Here is a 17339-nt window from a genome sequence, read left to right as displayed (position 1 = left end):
CCTGGAGTTCCTCCTCGCGACGGGCCTGGGCTGGGTCACGGCCTGCGGTGTGTACCTGGTGCTGCGTGGCCGCAGCTTCCCGGTCGTCATCGGGCTGACGGTGCTGGGCTACGCCGTCAACGTCTTCATCTTCGCCATGGGTCGGTTGTGGCTGGGCCTGCCGCCCATCCTCGATGGCAGCGCGCCTGCCGCCGACCCGCTGCCCCAGGCCCTGGTGCTCACCGCCATCGTCATCGGCTTCGCCACCACCGGCCTGGTGCTGGAGATGGCGCTGCGCAGCCGCCATGAATCGGGCACCGACCAGGTGGACGGTCGCGAACCGGGCGACGCCGCCGGCGAGGACGAGCACACCGCAGCGGCCACGCCCGCGGAGGGGCGGCCATGAACGCGCTCGTCGCCCTGCTCGACCCGCACCTGGCGGTGCTGCCGGTGCTGCTGCCGCTGGCCACCGCCTGCCTGCTGCTGGCCCTGGGCGATGCAGGCGCCGCCGCCATGCGCCGCGCGCGCGCGCTGTCGCTGGTCTCGGCGTTGCTCGGCCTGGGCTTCGCCTGGTTGCTGACCCTCGAGGCGGCCGGCGGCGAACTGCGCATCTACCGACTGGGCGACTGGCCGGCACCCTTCGGCATCGTGCTGGTGGTCGACCGGCTGGCCGCGCTGATGCTGTTGCTGACGCAGTGCGTGGCGCTGCCGGCGCTGCTCTACGCCGGCGCCGGATGGGACACCCGCGGCCGCCATTTCCACGCGCTGTTCCACCTGCAGCTGATGGGCCTGGCCGGTGCCTTCGTCACCGGCGACGTGTTCAACCTCTTCGTCTTCTTCGAGGTGCTGCTGATCGCGTCCTACGTGCTGCTGGTGCACGGGCAGGGGCGCGAGCGGCTGCGCTGGGGCGTGCCGTACGTGGTGCTGAACCTGGCGGCCTCGGCGCTGTTCCTGATCGGGGTGGCGCTGCTGTACGCCCACACGGGCACGCTCAACCTGGCCGACCTGATGCGCCGCGTGCCCCAGGTGACGGGCGCGGAGGCGGCAATGCTGCAGGCCGGCGCGCTGCTGCTGCTGGTGGTGTTCGGTTTCAAGGCGGCGCTGCTGCCGCTGCACCTGTGGCTGCCCGGCACCTATGCCGCGGCCAGCGCCCCGGTGGCGGCGCTGTTCGCCATCATGACCAAGGTGGGCGTCTACGCCATCGTGCGGGTGCACCTCGGCGTCTTCGGCGACGGTGCGGGCGAATCGTCGCGCCTGGCCGAGGCCTGGCTGCTGCCGCTGGCGCTGGCCAGCAGCGTGCTGGCGGTGCTGGGCGCCATGGCGGCCGGCACGCTGCCGCGGCTGGTGGCCTGGCTGACGGTGGTGTCGGTGGGCACCGCGCTGGTCGCCGTCGGCCTGTTCAGCACCGAGGCGCTGGCGGCCGGCCTGTACTACACCGTGCACAGCACGCTGGTCATCGCGCTGCTGTTCCTGCTGGCCGAACTGATCGCGCTGCAGCGTGGCGCCGGCGCCGGCCGGCTGCAGCCCGCCGGTGCGGTGTCCCAGCCGGCGCTGCTCGGCCTGCTGCTGCTGCTGGCGGCGGCCTCGGTGGCCGGGCTGCCGCCGCTGCCAGGCTTCCTCGGCAAGGTGATGATCCTGCAGGCCACCCCGGCCGCCGCCGCCCCATGGGTGTGGACGGTGGTGCTGGGGGTGGGTTTCCTCAGCCTGTTGACCCTGTCGCGCGCCGGCAGCGTGCTGTTCTGGGCGGTCGATGCCGGCCAGCGCCGCAGCACCGTCACCGCCAGCGGTGCGCCCCTCGGGGCCGTGCTGCTGCTGAGTGCGGCGCTGGTCGGCATGACGCTGGCGGCCGAGCCGATCAAGCGCTACACCGATGCCGCGGCGGCCCAGCTCGAGGACCGGGCAGGTTATGTCCGCGCGGTGTTCGGCGAGGCCGCCTCGACCCCGTCCACCCGGCCCTACGTCGGCGACCGCGGAGCGGCCCGATGAGCGCACCGCTGCCGCCGGAACGGCAGGTCGCGGCGCCGGCCGCACGCCGGCGCTGGGGCGCCCACCCCGTGCTGTCGGTGCTGATCGCCGCCGTGTGGCTGCTGCTGCAGGGCTCGCTGGCGCTGCCGCACCTGCTGGTGGCCGCGCTGCTCGCACTCGGGTTGCCGTGGCTGCTGTCCGGCTTCCTCGGCCCCGGCGCGCGGCTGCGCGGCGGCCGCGTCGCGCTGCGGCTGGTCGCCGTGGTGCTGTACGACATCGTCGTCGCCAACCTCACCGTCGCCCGGCTGGTGCTCGACCCGCGGGCGCAGCCGCGTCCGGACTGGGTGCGCCTGCCGCTGACGCTGCGCCATCCGCAGGGGGTCGCGCTGCTCGCCAGCATCATCACCATGACCCCCGGCACCGTGTCCTGCCGGATCGACGAGGCACGCGGCGAACTGCTCATCCACGCGTTGGACTGCGACGACCCCGAGGGCGCGGCGCAGGACATGCGCCGCCGCTACGAGGCACCGCTGATGGAGATCTTCGAGCCATGATCGCCTGGGCCCTCAACTTCGCGCTGGCCGGCGTGTCGCTGGCGCTGCTGCTCACCGGCTGGCGCCTGCTGGCCGGTCCTGCGCCCACCGACCGGGTGCTGGCGCTCGACACGCTCTACGTCAATGCGGTGGCGCTGGTCATCCTGCTCGGCCTGAAGTGGCGCAGCGACCTGCTGTTCGAGGCCGCGCTGGTCATCGCCCTGCTCGGCTTCATCGGCACGGTGGCGCTGTCGCGCTTCCTGACGCGAGGGGACGTGATCGAATGAACCCGGACGCGCTGGTCGAGCTCCACCCGCTGCTGCAGGCCGCCATCGCGGGCCTGCTGGTCGTCGGCACGCTGTTCACGCTGGTCGGCAGCATCGGCCTGCTGCGCTTTCCCGACTTCTTCATGCGGCTGCACGCGCCGACCAAGGCCAGCACGCTGGGCGTGGGCGGGCTGCTGATGGCCAGCTTGCTGTGGCACTGGGGCCACGGCGAATGGGTGCTGCGCGAGTTGCTGATCACGCTGTTCCTGTTCCTGACCGCGCCGGTGTCGGCCAACCTGCTGGCGCTGGCGGGGCTGCACCTGCGACTGCGCTCGACCGCGCCGCTGCCGCCGGACCCGCCACCGCCGTAGCCGTCCGGACCCGCGGCCGGGCGTCGCCGGTCCTCCATCATTTGACAGATGCGGTCCGACGGCGGGCTGCCCACACTGGTCTCCAACCCACCCTGAGGAGACCTCCATGCGCCGTGCCGTCCATCCCTTGTCGCTGTCGCTGGCCGCGGTCGCCGCGGCCGCGCTCGTCGCCTGCGGCGGCGGTGGCGACGCGCCACCGGCCGCGGCGGCGACCACCGTCCTCGTCAGCGGCACCGCCGCCACCGGCGCCGCCTTCACCGGGGCCACGGTGCAGGTGCTGGACGCCGATGCCGCGGTGCTGGGCAGCGCCACGGTCGGCACCGATGGCCGCTGGCAGGTCACCGTGCCCGCCGACGCGAAGGTCCCGCTGGTGGTGCTGGCCACCCGCAGCGCCGACAGCGGCGAGACCGACACGCTGGTCAGCGTGCTCGACCGGCTAAGCGGCCCGGCGACGCTGAACGTGACGCCGGTGACCACGCTGATCGCGGCCCGGCTCAGCCCCTCGGGCAATCCGGCACAGCTGGCGGGCGAGATCAAGGCCGGCACCGCGACCGTCAACGGCACCACGCTGCAGTCGAAGGTGGCCGAGGTGCAGGCCCTGATCAAGCCGCTGCTCGACGCCACGGCCACCGCCGCCGTGGACCCGCTCAGCGGCGACTTCAGGACCGATGGCACCGGCTACGACCGGCTGCTGGACTCGCTGCTGGTCACCATCACGCCGGCGGGGGCGACGGAGGCCAACATCGAGATCGGCCTGAAGGTGCAGGGCACCGACCAGCCGCCGGTCATCCGCTTCTCCAGCACGCAGCCGATCGACGCCATCAAGGCCGACAACCAGGCCGTGCTGGCGGCGCCCATCGCCGCCAGCGCGCTGGTGGCCGAAGGCACGAACGCCAAGATCCAGGCGCTGCTGACGCGTCTCACCGCCTGCTACGCGCTGCCGAAGGCGACCCGGGTCGGCAACGGCACGATGGCGGCCGACGTCGTTGCACCGGCTTGCCGCACGCTGTTCGTCAACGACGACCCGGCCACCTACCGGTCCAATGGCGGGGTGGTCGGTGCGGGCCAGGCGTGGGGCGGTCTGTTCGTCGAGGGCGCGACCGGCGCGCTGTTCAGCCAGGGCAGCTACGAGTTCACCCGCAACAACGCCGAGAAGGACATCGTCGTCGCCTACAAGTGGCGCGTGCCGGGCGGCGCCGAGGCGTTCGAGACCGCCGTGGTGCGGGAGCAGGGCGGCCAGTTCAAGCTGATCGGCAACCAGTACGTCTATCCCGGCAGCATCACGGCCTTTCACCAGGTGCGCCGCTTCGCCACGCTGGACCAGTCGGCGTTCAACTACTTCTCCACCGGCTACAGCATGTCGGTGACCAACCGCACCGCCAGCGGGGTGCCGATCTTCGACCGGGTGGTGGTGACCGCACCCAACGGCGCCACCTTCACGCTCAGGCCCAATGCCGGCAGCGGCTTCCTCGGACTGGTCAAGAACGGATCGACGGTGGTCACCAACGTCGTCCGCCTGAGGGCCGCGTACGAGAGCGCGGCGACCACCGGCAACCCGGCCGACAAGGACGGCAACAACCTGGTCTTCGCCGCCCCGGCCTTCACCGAGGAGCAGATCGCCGCCATCCCGGCGCAGGCGGTGTGGACCTACACCTACTACCTGGCCAGCGACCCGTCGCAGGTGGCCGCGGTGCAGCGCTACACCTCCCGCAGCCGGGCGATGACCATCGCCGAATTCAAGGCCCAGCCGTTGGCGCGGTTCAATGCCGCCACGCTGGCCGGCCTGGCCTCCTCGGCCAATGCCCAGGGCACGGTGCCGCTGGCCGGCACCACACCCTTCGGACCGCTGACCTGGGAGATGCCGACCGGTGCGCTGGCGCCCACCGACGTCACGCTGTTCGGCGTTCGCACCCAGTCAGGCCAGCCCAACGCCTCCTTCAACGACAGCGCCGCCGTGGCCAGCACCGCGCGCTCGACCAGCGTCAACTGTGTACCGGCCTCCAATGCCGACGCCCACTGCGCCAACGGTGGGCCGGGGTTCGCGTCCAGCACCTTCGGCACCGGCGTGCGGCTGCTGAGCACCGACAGCCGCGGGCGGCAGTTCGACGTGCATTACGCGACGTACCGGCTGCCGTGAGCGGGGGCGCACCCCCGGTGGCTGCCGCTTCACGCCCCCTTGTGCGGCCCCGCCGGGTTGTGCATCAGCCGGTCGGCCATGGCGATGGCCAGCGCCGACAGCAGGAAGGCCACGTGGATGACGGTCTGCCACAGCAGCACCTTCTCGGTGTAGTTGCCGGCGTTGATGAAGGTCTTCAGCAGGTGGATGGAGCTGATGCCGATGATGGCGGTGCCCAGCTTGACCTTCAGCACCGAGGCGTTGACGTGGTTCAGCCATTCAGGCTGGTCCGGGTGGCCCTCCAGCCGCATGCGCGAGACGAAGGTCTCGTAGCCGCCGACGATCACCATGATGAGCAGGTTGCTGATCATCACCACGTCGATCAGCGCCAGCACCACCAGCATGATCACCGTCTCGTTCAGCGAGGTCAGCGGCACGTCGGTCTTGTAGCCGATGCTGGTGACCAGCTTGTTCAGCGCCACCGTGTCGCCGAACGCGGCCTCGATGAGGTGCACCAGTTCCACCCAGAAGTGGAAGACGTAGACCACCTGCGCCAGGATGAGGCCGAGGTACAGCGGCAGCTGCAGCCAGCGGCTCATGAAGATGAGGTTGGGCAGCGGCCGCAGCCGTGCGGACGGGGCGTGGGGATCGTTGGGTTTCACGGGCGGCGATTCTAGGCAGTGCCGGTGACGGTTTCCGGGACGAGCGCCCGCGGGGGTCGGTGGCGAGCAGGTTGCCGCCGTCGAGCGCCTTGGCTTAACCTCGGCAGGTCGCCGTCGCCGGGCGCGGGCGTGGCAGTAAGGCCTTCGTCAGGCCTTCGCACCACATTGCGCCCAAAGCCGTCCACCGGCCCCAAGAGGAGACCGTCATGTCCGAGTCCGTGAGCGCACCGTCCGCCGCGTCCAGCCCCGTCTACCCGCCGCCCCCGGTGCTGCAGGCCGGCGCCCATGTCGCCGGGCGCGCGGCCTACGACCGGCTGGTCGCCGAGGCCGAGGCCGACCACCCCGCCTACTGGGCGCGGCTGGCGCGCGAGTTCATCGCCTGGAAGACGCCGTTCACCCAGGTGCTGAACGACCGCGAGGCGCCGTTCTTCAAGTGGTTCGAGGACGGCACGCTGAACGTCTCCTACAACTGCCTGGACCGCAACGTCGAGCGCGGCCTGGGCGACAAGGTGGCCATCCGCTTCGAGGCCGACGACGGCACGGTGACCACCGCCACCTACGCCGACCTGCTGGCCCGCACCTGCAAGCTCGCCAACGCGCTGAAGGCCGAAGGCGTGGCCAAGGGCGACCGGGTGGTCATCTACATGCCGATGTCCATCGAGGGCGTGGTGGCCATGCAGGCCTGCGCGCGCATCGGCGCGACGCACTCGGTGGTCTTCGGCGGCTTCTCGGCGCAGTCCCTGCGCGACCGCATCCAGGACGCCGGCGCGGTGATGGTGCTCACCGCCGACGAGCAGGTGCGCGGGGGCAAGAGCCTGCCGCTGAAGGCCATCGTCGACGAGGCGCTGGCCATGCCCGGCTGCGAGACCATCCGCCGCGTCGTCGTCTACCGCCGCACCGGCAGCGACAAGGTGGCGTTCCAGGCGCCGCGCGACGTCTGGCTGCACGAGGTGACGGCGAACCAGCCCGCCACCTGCGAGCCCGAATGGGTGGGCGCCGAGCACCCGCTGTTCCTGCTCTACACCTCCGGCTCCACCGGCAAGCCGAAGGGCGTGCAGCATTCCAGCGGCGGCTACCTGCTGCACGCGGCGCTGACCACGAAGTGGACCTTCGACCTGCACGACGGCGACACCTTCTGGTGCACCGCCGACATCGGCTGGGTCACCGGCCACACCTACATCACCTACGGCCCGCTGGCGCTCGGCATGACCGAGGTGGTGTTCGAGGGCGTGCCCACCTACCCCGACGCCGGGCGCTTCTGGCAGATGATCGAGCGGCACAAGGTGACGGTGTTCTACACCGCGCCCACCGCGATCCGCTCGCTGATCAAGGCGGCCGAGGCCAACGAGGCGGTGCACCCCAAGCGCTACGACCTGTCCAGCCTGCGCATCCTGGGGTCGGTGGGCGAGCCGATCAACCCCGCCGCCTGGGAGTGGTACCACCGGCACGTCGGCGGCGGCCGCTGCCCCATCGTCGACACCTTCTGGCAGACCGAGACCGGCGGCCACATGATCACGCCGCTGCCCGGCGCCACCGACCTGGTGCCCGGCTCCTGCACGCTGCCGTTCCCCGGCATCGCGGCGGCGGTGGTCGACGAGACCGGCACCGACGTGCCCAACGGCCAGGGCGGCATCCTGGTGGTCAAGAAGCCGTGGCCGTCGATGATCCGCACCATCTGGGGCGACCCCGAGCGCTTCAAGAAGAGCTACTACCCGCCGGAGCTCAAGGGCTACTACCTGGCCGGCGACGGCGCCATCCGCGACGCCAAGACCGGCTACTTCACCATCACCGGCCGCATCGACGACGTGCTCAACGTCAGCGGCCACCGCATGGGCACGATGGAAATCGAGTCGGCGCTGGTGAGCTGCACCGACCTGGTGGCGGAAGCCGCGGTGGTCGGCCGGCCGGACGACACCACCGGCGAGGCCATCTGCGCCTTCGTGGTGCTCAAGCGCGCTCGCCCCAGCGGCGACGAGGCCAAGCAGATCGCCAAGCAGCTGCGCGGACTGGGTGGGCAAGGAGATCGGTCCCATCGCCAAGCCGAAGGACATCCGCTTCGGCGACAACCTGCCCAAGACCCGCAGCGGCAAGATCATGCGGCGGCTGCTGCGCTCCATCGCCAAGGGCGAGGCCATCACGCAGGACACCTCGACGCTGGAGAACCCGGCGATCCTGGAGCAACTGGGGCAGGCGCACTGAGCCCTTGATCGTCCGGCGCATGAGCATGTGCGCCGGGCGAGCGTCGGTGGGGCTTCTCAGCGGCGGAGGGCCGCCGAATAATCGGCGGCCTCTCCACCGCAGGAGCCGCCCATGTCCCTCCGCATCAACGACATCGCGCCCGACTTCACCGCCGACACCACGCAGGGGCCGATCCGCTTCCACGACTGGATCGGCGACCAGTGGGCGGTGCTGTTCTCGCACCCGAAGGACTTCACCCCGGTGTGCACCACCGAGCTCGGCACCATGGCCGGGCTGGAGCAGCAGTTCGCCCAGCGCGGCACCAAGATCATCGGCCTGTCGGTGGACCCGGTGGACAGCCACGCCAGGTGGGTGGTGGACATCGAGGAGACGCAGGGCCACCGCCCGAACTACCCGATGATCGGCGACCCCGAGCTGAAGGTGGCCAAGCTCTACAACATGCTGCCGGCCGACGAGCCCGGCACGTCGGAAGGCCGCACGCCGGCGAACAACGCCACCGTGCGCTCGGTGTTCGTCATCGGTCCGGACAAGCGCATCAAGCTGCAGCTCACCTACCCGATGACCACCGGCCGCAACTTCGACGAGATCCTGCGCGTGCTGGACTCGATGCAGCTGACGGCCAAGCACAAGGTGGCCACGCCGGCCAACTGGCAGCCTGGCGACGACGTGATCATCACCGCCGCGGTGTCCAACGAAGAGGCCGAGAAGACCTTCCCCGGCTACAAGACCATCAAGCCGTACCTGCGCACCACGCCGCAGCCGAAGTGAGCGGCGCGTGATCTTCGAGCAGGTCGCCACCGGCGGCTGCCAGTCCTACCTGGTCGGCTGTGCAGACAGCTGCGCGGCCGCGCTCATCGACCCCGAGGCCAGCCAGGTCGACCGCTACCTGGCGCTGGCCGGCCACCACGGCCTGCGCATCCGCTGGCTGATCGACACCCACACCCACGCCGACCACTTCTCGGCGACGCGGGCGCTGGCCGCGCAGCTCGGCGTGCCGGTGGTCATGCACCGCGCCAGCCCGGCGCCCGGCGTGGGCCTGAAGGTCGACGACGGCGAGATGCTGGCGGTGGGCCGCCTGCGCCTGCAGGTGCTGCACACGCCGGGCCACACCGCCGACTCGATGTGCCTGGTGGTCGAGGACCGCGTCTTCACCGGCGACACGCTGCTCATCGGCGGCACCGGCCGCACCGACCTGCCCAGCGGCGATGCGGCCGCGCTGCACCACAGCCTGTTCGAGCGCCTGCTGCGGCTCGACCCGGCGCTGAAGGTCTACCCGGCGCACGACTACAAGGGCCGCAGCCATTCCACGCTGGCCGACGAGATCGCGCACAACCCGCGACTGCAGGTGCGCGACCGCGAGGCGTTCGTCGCGATGATGAACGGCCTCAACCTCAGCCTGCCCACCCACATCACCGAGGCGCTGCGCACCAACCTGCATGGCGGCCGCACGGTGAGCCAGCTGCTGGCGGAGGCCGCGGCGCGGGTGCCCTTCATGTCGCTGGCCGAACTGCGCTCGCGCGTCGACCGGGGCGATTCGGACCTGGTGGTGCTGGACGTGCGCGAGCGCGACGCCTACGACGCCGGCCATGTCGCCGGGGCGGTGCACCTGCCGCGCGGGCAGTTGGAACTGCGCGTCAACGAGGTGCTGCCGGATCCCACGCGGCGGATCCTCGCCTGCTGCGAGTTCGGCCGCATCTCGACCTTGGCGGCGGCGACGCTGCGCGACATGGGCTTCGTCCGCGCCGTGGCGCTGGACGGCGGCCTCAAGGCCTGGCGCGAGGCGGGCCATCCGCTGGTGAGCAGGCCCTAGAATCGCGCCCCTCTCGCCGGACGGCGAGCGACCCCCGCGCCCCGACCGCGTGCCACCGCGCCGGGGCGTTCTTCATGTGGCCATGTCGAGGACAACCATGCTCAAAAACCTCATCGGCGCGCTCGCGTTCGCGCTGCCGTTGACCCTGCCGGCCCAGACCGTCACCCCCCGACCTCCCGTGCCGCCGCCGCTCAAGGTCGGCTTCGTCTACGTCAGCCCGGTGGGCCAGGCCGGCTGGAGCTACCAGCACGAGCAGGGTCGCCTGGCGTTGCAGCAGGCGCTGGGCGCTCAGGTGCAGACCACCCGCGTCGAAGGCGTTGCCGAGGGGCCGGACGCCGAACGGGTGATGCGCGAACTGGCGCGCGACGGGCACCGGCTCATCTTCGCCACCAGCTTCGGCTACCTGGAGCCGGCGCTGCGCGTCGCGGCCGACCACCCGGAGGTGGTGATCGAACACGCGGGCGGCCACAAGACCGCGGCCAACCTCAACACCTACAACGCCCGCTACTACGAGGCGCGCTGGCTGGCCGGCTGGCTCGCCGGCCGGACCAGCGCCAGCGGCACTGCGGGCTATGTCGCCGGGTTTCCGGTGCCGGAGGTGATCCAGGGCATCAACGCCTTCACCCTGGGCATGCGCGCGGCCAACCCGCAGGCGACGGTCAAGGTGATCTGGCTGAACACCTGGTTCGACCCGTCGCGAGAGCGCGAGGCGGCGATGACGCTGGTGCGCCAGGGCGCCGACGTGCTGACCAACCACAGCGGATCGCCGGCCGTGCCGCAGGCGGCCGAGGCGCTCGGCGTCAAGGTCATCGCCTACCAGAGCGACATGCGGGCCTTCGCACCCACCGCGCAGGTGGCCGCCGTGACCCACCACTGGGGCGCCCACTACACCGGGGTGGCGAAGCGGGTGCTGGACGGCAGGTGGACGCCGACCCCGGTCTGGGGCGGCCTGAAGGACGGGCTGGTCAGGGTGGAGGCGCTGTCGCCGTCGCTGCCCAGGGACGTCGTCGACGGCCTGCGACAGCGGGAACGCGACCTCCTCGACGGCCGGCTGAAGCCCTTCTCCGGCCGGCTGCACGACCAGCAGGGCCGCGAGCGGCTGGCCGGCGGCGCGCTGGACGATGCGCAGATCGCGCGCATGGACTGGCTGGTGCAGGGCGTCGTCGCCCCGTCGCCCGGCCGCCCCGGGCGCTAGCGTTCGGCGACGAGCGACAGCACCTGCGGCGGTGCCGGCAGCAGGCCGAGCAGGCGGGCCCGGCCGCTGGCCAGGTCGACCAGGGCCAGGCGGTTGATCAACGGCTCGCTGGCCAGCTGCAGCATCAGCAGGCCCTGGTCGGCGCCGTCGGCCACGCCCAGGCTGGCGCGGGCCAGCGGCGGCAGGCCCAGGCTGCCCACCGGCGCGGCCTGCAGGCCCTGCGGCCCCAGCTCCAGCCGCAGCAGCTGGCCACCGGTGGTGGCGATGCCGTAGCGTTGCACCGCGCGGCCGTCGGCGGCGCGGGCGGACGCGAGGCTGTCCAGCCGCACCGCGCCGGCGTCGGGCTGCAGCACGCCATCCGGTGCGCCGCGCCAGGCGCCGTCGTCGCCGAACACCCGCAGTTGTCCGTCGGCGGGGTCGACGTCCATGGCGAAGCGCTGGCCGGTCAACGGCGCGGGCAGTGGCCGGTTCAGCGCCGTCAGCGCGCCGGTGTCGGCGTTGACCGCGTAGACCCGCCCGCTGCGGCCGAGCACGACGAGCTGTCGGCGCGCCGAATGCCGGGCCAGCGCCAGCAGCGGTTCGCCGCCCACCGCGCCGGTGAGCTGCAGCCGCAGGTCCGGGTAGGTCGGCCGGGCGGCGAACAGGTGCAGCAGTTCGCCGGTCTCGGTCAGCGCATGGGCCGTCTCCCGGCGCGGCGGGCCTTCGTAGGCCGGGCCGCTGTAGCCGCCGGTGTCCAGGCCGCGGGTGGCGCAGCCGGCCAGCGTGGTCAGCGCCAGCGCGGTGCCGCCGGCCAGCCAGCGGCGGCGGCCGGCCGAGGTCGTGGCGCGGACGGTCGAGGGGAGGGTCGGGCGGGCAGGGCGCATGGGCTGAAGGCGGTGGTGACCTGTGGTTCGGTGACGGAGGGAAGTGTGCCCGCACGGGATGACGGGCGGCACACGCGACTCGAGGGACGATGCAGGAGCCGTCGGCAAGTGTCGGGCCCATGACGGTATCCAGGCGTAAGTAGGCGACCGGCGCACCGGGCCGTGCGCCGGCGTGTACCGTCGGGCCATGCCCACCGATCCGCCCCTTCCGCCCCTTTCGCCCGTGGCTGCCGTGCCGCCCGCGCCACCGCGCCTGCCGTCCTCCGCCCTCGCGCTGGCCTGGCGCCAGGGCCGGCGCGACCTGGCGGCCGGCGAGCTGCGGCTGCTGCTGGTGGCGGTGGTGCTGGCGGTGGCGGCGCTCACCGCGGTCGGTTTCTTCGCCGACCGGCTGCAGTCGGGCCTGGTGCGCGACGCGGCGCAGCTGCTCGGCGGCGACGCCCTGGTGGCCAGCGACCAGCCCCCCGCCGCCGTCGGTGCGCGAGGCGGCGCAGCGCCAGGGCCTGCGTCAGTCGGCCAGCGCGGTGTTCCCCAGCATGGCGCGCGCGCCGGACGACCGCGGCGGCGCCACCCGGTTGGTGTCGGTCAAGGCGGTGGAGGACGGCTACCCGCTGCGCGGCCGGCTGACGCTGGACGCCGGCGGTGGCGAGCCGCGACGCAGCGTCGCGCAGGGGCCGCGGCCGGGCACCGTGTGGGTCGATGCCGGCGTGCTCGACGCCCTGGGTCTGGCGCGGGGCGACACCCTGCTGCTCGGCGACGCCGCCCTGCGCATCGCCGAGGTCATCGCGCTGGAGCCCGACCGCGGGGCCGGTTTCCTCAGCTTCGCGCCGCGGGTGATGCTGCACCGGGCGGACCTCGACGCCACCGGCCTGGTGCAGCCGGCCAGCCGCATCGCCTGGCGGCTGGCGGTGGCGGCGGCCGAGGGCCAGGCCGACGGGCCGGCGCGGGTGGCGGCCTTCGTCGCCGCGGTCGAGCGCGAGATCGAACAGCGGCCGCTGCGCGGGGTGCGGGTGGAGTCGCTGGACAGCGGCCGGCCCGAGATGCGCCAGACGCTGGACCGCGCCCGCAAGTTCCTCGACCTGGTGGCGCTGCTGGCGGCGCTGCTGGCGGCGGTGGCGGTGGCGGTGGCCTCGCGCGACTTCGCGCTGCGCCACCTCGACGGCTGCGCCATGCTGCGCGTGCTCGGCGCGCCCCAGCGCACCATCGCCCGCGCCTACGCGCTGGAGTTCGGCGCCGTCGGCCTGGTCGGCAGCGCGCTGGGCGTGGCCGCCGGCTGGGCGCTGCACCATGTCTTCATCGCGCTGCTCGGCTCGCTGGTGTCGGTGGCGCTGCCGCCGGCGGGGCCGCGGCCGGCGCTGTTCGGCCTGGGTGTCGGGCTGGCACTGCTGTTCGGCTTCGGCCTGGCGCCGGTGCTGCAGCTGGCCCGGGTGCCGGCGCTGCGGGTGCTGCGGCGCGACGTCGGCACGCCGCGGCCGGCATCGGTGGGCGTGCTGGCCGCCGGACTGGCTGGCTTCTCGGCGCTGCTGCTGGCCAGCTCGGCCGACCTCTGGTTGGGCCTGATCGCGGTCGGCGGCTTCGCGGGGGCGCTGGTGGCCTTCGCGCTGCTGGCCTGGGGCGCGGTGCTGCTGCTGCGGCGCCTGGTGCCGGAGCGCGGCGCGCCGCGCTGGCTGGTGCTGGCCACCCGCCAGGTGGCGGCGCGGCCGGCCTTCGCGGTGCTGCAGGTCTCGGCGCTGGCGGTGGGCCTGCTGGCGCTGGTGCTGCTGGTGCTGCTGCGCACCGACCTCGTCCGCAGCTGGCGCCAGACCACGCCGCCCGACGCACCCGACCGCTTCGTCATCAACATCCAGCCCGACCAGGCGGCCGCCTACCGCGCGGCGCTGGCCGACGCCGGCGTGAAGGGCGACGACTGGTACCCGATGATCCGCGGCCGGCTGGTGGCGGTGAACGGCCGCGCCGTCAGCGCCGACGGTTATGCCGAGGACCGCGCGCGCCGCCTCGTCGACCGCGAGTTCAACCTCAGCCACGCCGCCCGGCCGCCGTCGCACAACCAGCTGGCCGCCGGCCGCTGGGTGCCGGACGAGCCCGACGCGCTGAGCGTGGAGGAGGGCCTGGCCAAGACGCTGGGGCTGTCGCTTGGCGACCGCCTGCGCTTCGACATCGCCGGGCAGCCGGTGGAGGGGCGCATCACCAGCCTGCGGCGGGTGGAGTGGGGTTCGATGCGGGTCAACTTCTTCGTGCTCTTCCCGCGCTCGCAGATGGCGGAGCTGCCGCTGACCTACATCTCCGCCTACCGCTCGCCGGCCGATGCGGCGGCGCTGGACCGGCGGCTCGGGCGCGACTTCCCCAACCTGACGGTGGTCGACGTCTCGGCGTCCATCGCGCAGGTGCAGTCGGTGCTCGACCAGGTGGTGCGGGCGGTGGAGTTCCTGTTTGTCTTCACGCTGGCCGCCGGGCTGGTGGTGCTGTTCGCCGCGCTGGGCGCGACGCGCGAGGCGCGCTCGCGCGAGTACGCGGTGATGCGCGCGCTCGGCGCCAGCGCCGCGCTGCTGCGCCGGGTGCAGGGCGCCGAGCTGCTGGGCACCGGCCTGCTGGCGGGCACGCTGGCCGCGGTGGCGGCCAGCGTCGTCGGCTGGGCGCTGGCCCGCCGCGCGTTCGACTTCCCCTGGGCGCCGTCGCCCTGGGTGCCGCTGGCCGGGGCGGCGGCGGGCGCGCTGCTGGCGCTGGCCGCCGGCTGGTGGGGCCTGCGCGGCGTGCTGGCGCGGCCGGTGGTGCAGACCCTGCGCGAAGCCGAGTGAGTGACGGCCCCGGGGCGCCGGGGTGCCGACGCCCCCCGAGGGGGTCGCCAGCCGCCCCAAAGTGCCTTGTGGTGGGCTCAGCTTTGGCGCGCCAGCGCCTCGCCCAGGGCCCGTGTCAGCGTCTCGGCGTCGAAGGGCTTCGGCAGCACCGCGAACCCTTCGCGCACCGCGGCCTGCAGCTCCTGGGTGTAGCCGGTCATCAGCAGCACCGGCAGGCCGGGGTGGCGGGTCCGCACCTCGCGCGCCAGGCCGACGCCGTTGAGCCGGCCCGGCATCACCACGTCGCTCAGCAGCAGGTCGGGCCGGGCCTCGGGCGCCTGTTCCAGCAGCGCCAAACCTTCGTCGGCGCTGGCCACCCGGCGCACCTCGCAGCCCAGCGACTGCAGCAGCTGCACGGTCGCCTGGGCCACGTCCTCGTTGTCCTCGGCCATCAGCACCCGGTGGGGCAGGGCCGGCCGGGCACCGGCCGGCGTGTTCGGCGGTGCCGGATCGGCCGCCGCGGCGGCCGGCAGCAGCAGGCAGACCGTGGTGCCGCGGCCGGGCTCCGAATCGAGCAGCACCCGCCCGCCCGCCTGCTCGCAGAAGCCCCAGACCTGGCTCAGGCCCAGGCCGGTGCCGTGGCCGGCCGGCTTGGTGCTGAAGAAGGGCTCGAAGACCTTGTCGCGCAGCTCGGCCGGGATGCCGCTGCCGCTGTCGCGCACCTCCACCGCGGCGTGGGGCCGGCCGTCGGCGCCGACGCGCGGCGCGGCGGAGACCGACAGCCGGCCGCCCGAGGGCATGGCGTCGCGCGCGTTGATGGCCAGGTTGAGCAGCGCCAGCTCGAGCTCGGCGGCGTCGACGTGCACCGGGGGCGTGGCCGGGTCGACGGCGATGTCCAGCTGCACCCGGCCGCCGACCGAGGTCTTCAGCAGATCGGCCAGCGCCGGCAGGCTGTCCTGCAGGCGCAGCACCTGCGGCTGCAGCGGCTGGCGCTTGGCGAAGGCCAGCAGCTGCCGGGTCAGCTGCGTGCCGGACACCACCGCACGCTGCAGCGCCTGCAGGGCGCGGCTGTCGGCCAGCGTCGGGTCGCGGCGGCCAAGCAGGTAGGCGTTGGTGTGGATCACCATCAGCAGGTTGTTGAAGTCGTGCGCCACACCGCCGGTGAGCTGGCCCAGCGCCTCCAGCTTCTGCGCCTGGCGCAGCGCCTGCTCGGCCCGGCCGCGCTGTTCCGACTCCTGGCGCAGCCGGGCCACCGCGGCCAGCTCGCGCCGGGTGCGCCGCATGGCGACGAGGGCGACGTAGGCGGTGGCCAGGGCGCCGGGCACGATGGCCAGCGCCAGCACCGCCAACTGCCGCTGCCACGGCGCCAGCGCGGCCGCCCGCGGCAGGCTGGCCGCCAGCACCAGGGGCGTGTCGGGCACCCGCTGCAGCACCGTCGCCACCACGCCGGCGTCGGGCTCGCGCCAGCGGGTGACGAGCCGCGGGCCGGCGGCCAGTTCGGTCAAGGCCGCCGGCAGGCCGGCGGACTCCGGCCGCGTGCCTGCGTCGGCGCTGTCGACCAGCACGCGGCCGTCGTCACGCAGCAGCCGCAGGCGCAGCCCGGGCTCGGCCTGCAGCAGCGGCCGGTAGAACTCGAGGAAGTGGTCCGGCCGCAGCGACACGCTGACGGCGCCGAGGAACCGGCCGTCCGCCGAGCGCCGGCAGCGGGTGATGTTGAAGACGTGGTCGCCGGTGCGCCGGCTGGTGAGCGGTTCGGAATAGAACCAGTCCGGCGACCCGTCGCGGCAGGCGGTGAAGTAGTCCCGGTCCTCGACCCGCAGGTCCGCCGGCGCCGGCAGGAACAGGCTGCCCAGCAGGGCTCGCCCCTCGGCGTTCCACACCCACACCGACTGCACCTGGCGCAGACCCTCCGACAGGCGACGCAGCCGCTGGTGCCAGGCCGCCTCGTCGGCACGCACGGCGTCGTCGTCCAGCTCGCCGAGGCTGATGGTCACCTGCTGGGCGATCAGCCGGTTGGTTTCCACCACCCGGGCGGCGTGTTCCTGCGCGGTGCTGGCCGTCGCCACCAGCCGGCCGAGGGCATCGTCCAGCGCCTTGTGGTGCGCGTACCAGGCGACGCTGCCGAAGAAGGCCGCGGGCAGCACCAGCATCGCGCCCATCAGCCACCGCAGCGACTGCAGGGAACGGGCGCCGTCGGTGTCGGGCATCGCGGCCTCTTCGGGCAGCCGCTCGCGCAGTGCGAGCACTCGGGCCAGGAAGGCGACGAAGAGCAGGGCGCCGGCGCCGAAGACCAGCGCATGCAGCGCCGTGGCCCGCGGCACCGGCAGCGCCTGCGACCACAGCACGCAGCCGAGCACCAGCACGACGGCCGCGCGCCCGCCGGCCAGCGCCTGCACCACGACCAGCGCCACGAAGGCCAGCACGAAGGGAACGGCGTCGCCCAGCCAGGGGTTCAGCAGCGCACGGCAGCCCATGGCCAGCACGACGCCCGCCAGTGCGATGGCGATGGCGCGTCCGGGCAGTGGACGCAGGGCGTGGCGATGACGGTCGCGCAGGGACGGGCCGGGCAAGGCGATCGGCCCGCACGAGGCGGGCCGCAGCAGGCGGAG

General features: G+C 73.4%; 12 protein-coding genes and 2 pseudogenes. 11 read left to right on the top strand and 3 right to left on the bottom strand.

The genetic code is table 11. The features are described from left to right. The first annotated feature begins 1 nt into the window (after window position 1). The 6 genes from LRS07_RS16930 (at window position 2) to LRS07_RS16905 (ending at window position 5251) form a co-directional block, all read left to right on the top strand. A complete protein-coding gene (locus LRS07_RS16930; RefSeq protein WP_409450650.1) occupies window positions 2–385 on the top strand; it encodes a Na+/H+ antiporter subunit C in 384 nt (127 codons plus the stop codon). Beyond that, window positions 382–1965: a monovalent cation/H+ antiporter subunit D gene (locus LRS07_RS16925; RefSeq protein ID WP_260499123.1), complete on the top strand. Its 1584-nt coding sequence runs from the start codon at window positions 382–384 to the stop codon at window positions 1963–1965. The genes LRS07_RS16930 and LRS07_RS16925 overlap by 4 nt, the downstream gene beginning before the upstream one ends. Continuing rightward, entirely contained in the window at window positions 1962–2498 is a 537-nt protein-coding gene (locus LRS07_RS16920) for a Na+/H+ antiporter subunit E (RefSeq protein WP_260499122.1), read from the top strand. Before LRS07_RS16925 ends, LRS07_RS16920 begins: the two co-directional genes overlap by 4 nt. After that, window positions 2495–2764 carry a K+/H+ antiporter subunit F gene (locus LRS07_RS16915; protein ID WP_260499121.1) on the top strand — a complete coding sequence of 90 codons (270 nt, stop codon included), beginning with the start codon at window positions 2495–2497 and terminating at the stop codon, window positions 2762–2764. Before LRS07_RS16920 ends, LRS07_RS16915 begins: the two co-directional genes overlap by 4 nt. Next, a complete protein-coding gene (locus LRS07_RS16910) occupies window positions 2761–3114 on the top strand; it encodes a Na+/H+ antiporter subunit G (RefSeq protein ID WP_260499120.1) in 354 nt (117 codons plus the stop codon). The genes LRS07_RS16915 and LRS07_RS16910 overlap by 4 nt, the downstream gene beginning before the upstream one ends. Window positions 3115–3220: 106 nt before the next feature. After that, window positions 3221–5251 (top strand): Ig-like domain-containing protein, encoded by a 2031-nt coding sequence (locus LRS07_RS16905; protein WP_260499119.1) that lies wholly within the window; start codon window positions 3221–3223, stop codon window positions 5249–5251. A gap of 29 nt (window positions 5252–5280) precedes the next feature. On the opposite strand, the gene LRS07_RS16900 is transcribed toward LRS07_RS16905, so the two are convergent. After that, window positions 5281–5829, bottom strand: a complete 549-nt coding sequence (locus LRS07_RS16900; protein ID WP_260502145.1) for a YqhA family protein — start codon at window positions 5827–5829, stop codon at window positions 5281–5283. 353 nt (window positions 5830–6182) lie between these two features. On the opposite strand from LRS07_RS16900, the pseudogene acs reads away from it, so the two are divergent. The 4 genes and pseudogenes from acs to LRS07_RS16880 form a co-directional block, all read left to right on the top strand. After that, window positions 6183–8091, top strand: a pseudogene (gene acs, locus LRS07_RS16895) (acetate--CoA ligase); the annotation flags it as partial. Window positions 8092–8202: 111 nt separating this feature from the next. Beyond that, the gene (locus LRS07_RS16890; RefSeq protein WP_260499118.1) at window positions 8203–8859 is read left to right on the top strand and encodes a peroxiredoxin; all 657 of its coding nucleotides are present in this window, start codon (window positions 8203–8205) and stop codon (window positions 8857–8859) included. A 7-nt stretch (window positions 8860–8866) separates the two neighbouring features. Continuing rightward, window positions 8867–9901, top strand: a complete 1035-nt coding sequence (locus LRS07_RS16885; RefSeq protein ID WP_260499117.1) for an MBL fold metallo-hydrolase — start codon at window positions 8867–8869, stop codon at window positions 9899–9901. A gap of 97 nt (window positions 9902–9998) precedes the next feature. Then, window positions 9999–11096: a BMP family ABC transporter substrate-binding protein gene (locus tag LRS07_RS16880; RefSeq protein WP_260499116.1), complete on the top strand. Its 1098-nt coding sequence runs from the start codon at window positions 9999–10001 to the stop codon at window positions 11094–11096. On the opposite strand, the gene LRS07_RS16875 is transcribed toward LRS07_RS16880, so the two are convergent. Next, the gene (locus LRS07_RS16875; protein WP_260499115.1) at window positions 11093–11959 is read right to left on the bottom strand and encodes a DUF4394 domain-containing protein; all 867 of its coding nucleotides are present in this window, start codon (window positions 11957–11959) and stop codon (window positions 11093–11095) included. The genes LRS07_RS16880 and LRS07_RS16875 overlap by 4 nt on opposite strands. Window positions 11960–12212: 253 nt before the next feature. Here LRS07_RS16875 and LRS07_RS16870 point away from each other — a divergent pair. Next, window positions 12213–14751, top strand: a pseudogene (locus tag LRS07_RS16870) (ABC transporter permease). Between the two features lie 77 nt (window positions 14752–14828). Here the strand turns inward: LRS07_RS16870 and LRS07_RS16865 are convergent. Then, entirely contained in the window at window positions 14829–17300 is a 2472-nt protein-coding gene (locus LRS07_RS16865) for an ATP-binding protein (protein WP_260499114.1), read from the bottom strand. Window positions 17301–17339 lie beyond the last annotated feature (39 nt).

Origin of the sequence: Aquabacterium sp. J223 (assembly GCF_024666615.1) — a bacterium.
In the GTDB taxonomy this organism is placed as follows: Bacteria; Pseudomonadota; Gammaproteobacteria; order Burkholderiales; family Burkholderiaceae_C; genus J223.
This window is presented reverse-complemented; position numbering and strand designations above follow the sequence as displayed.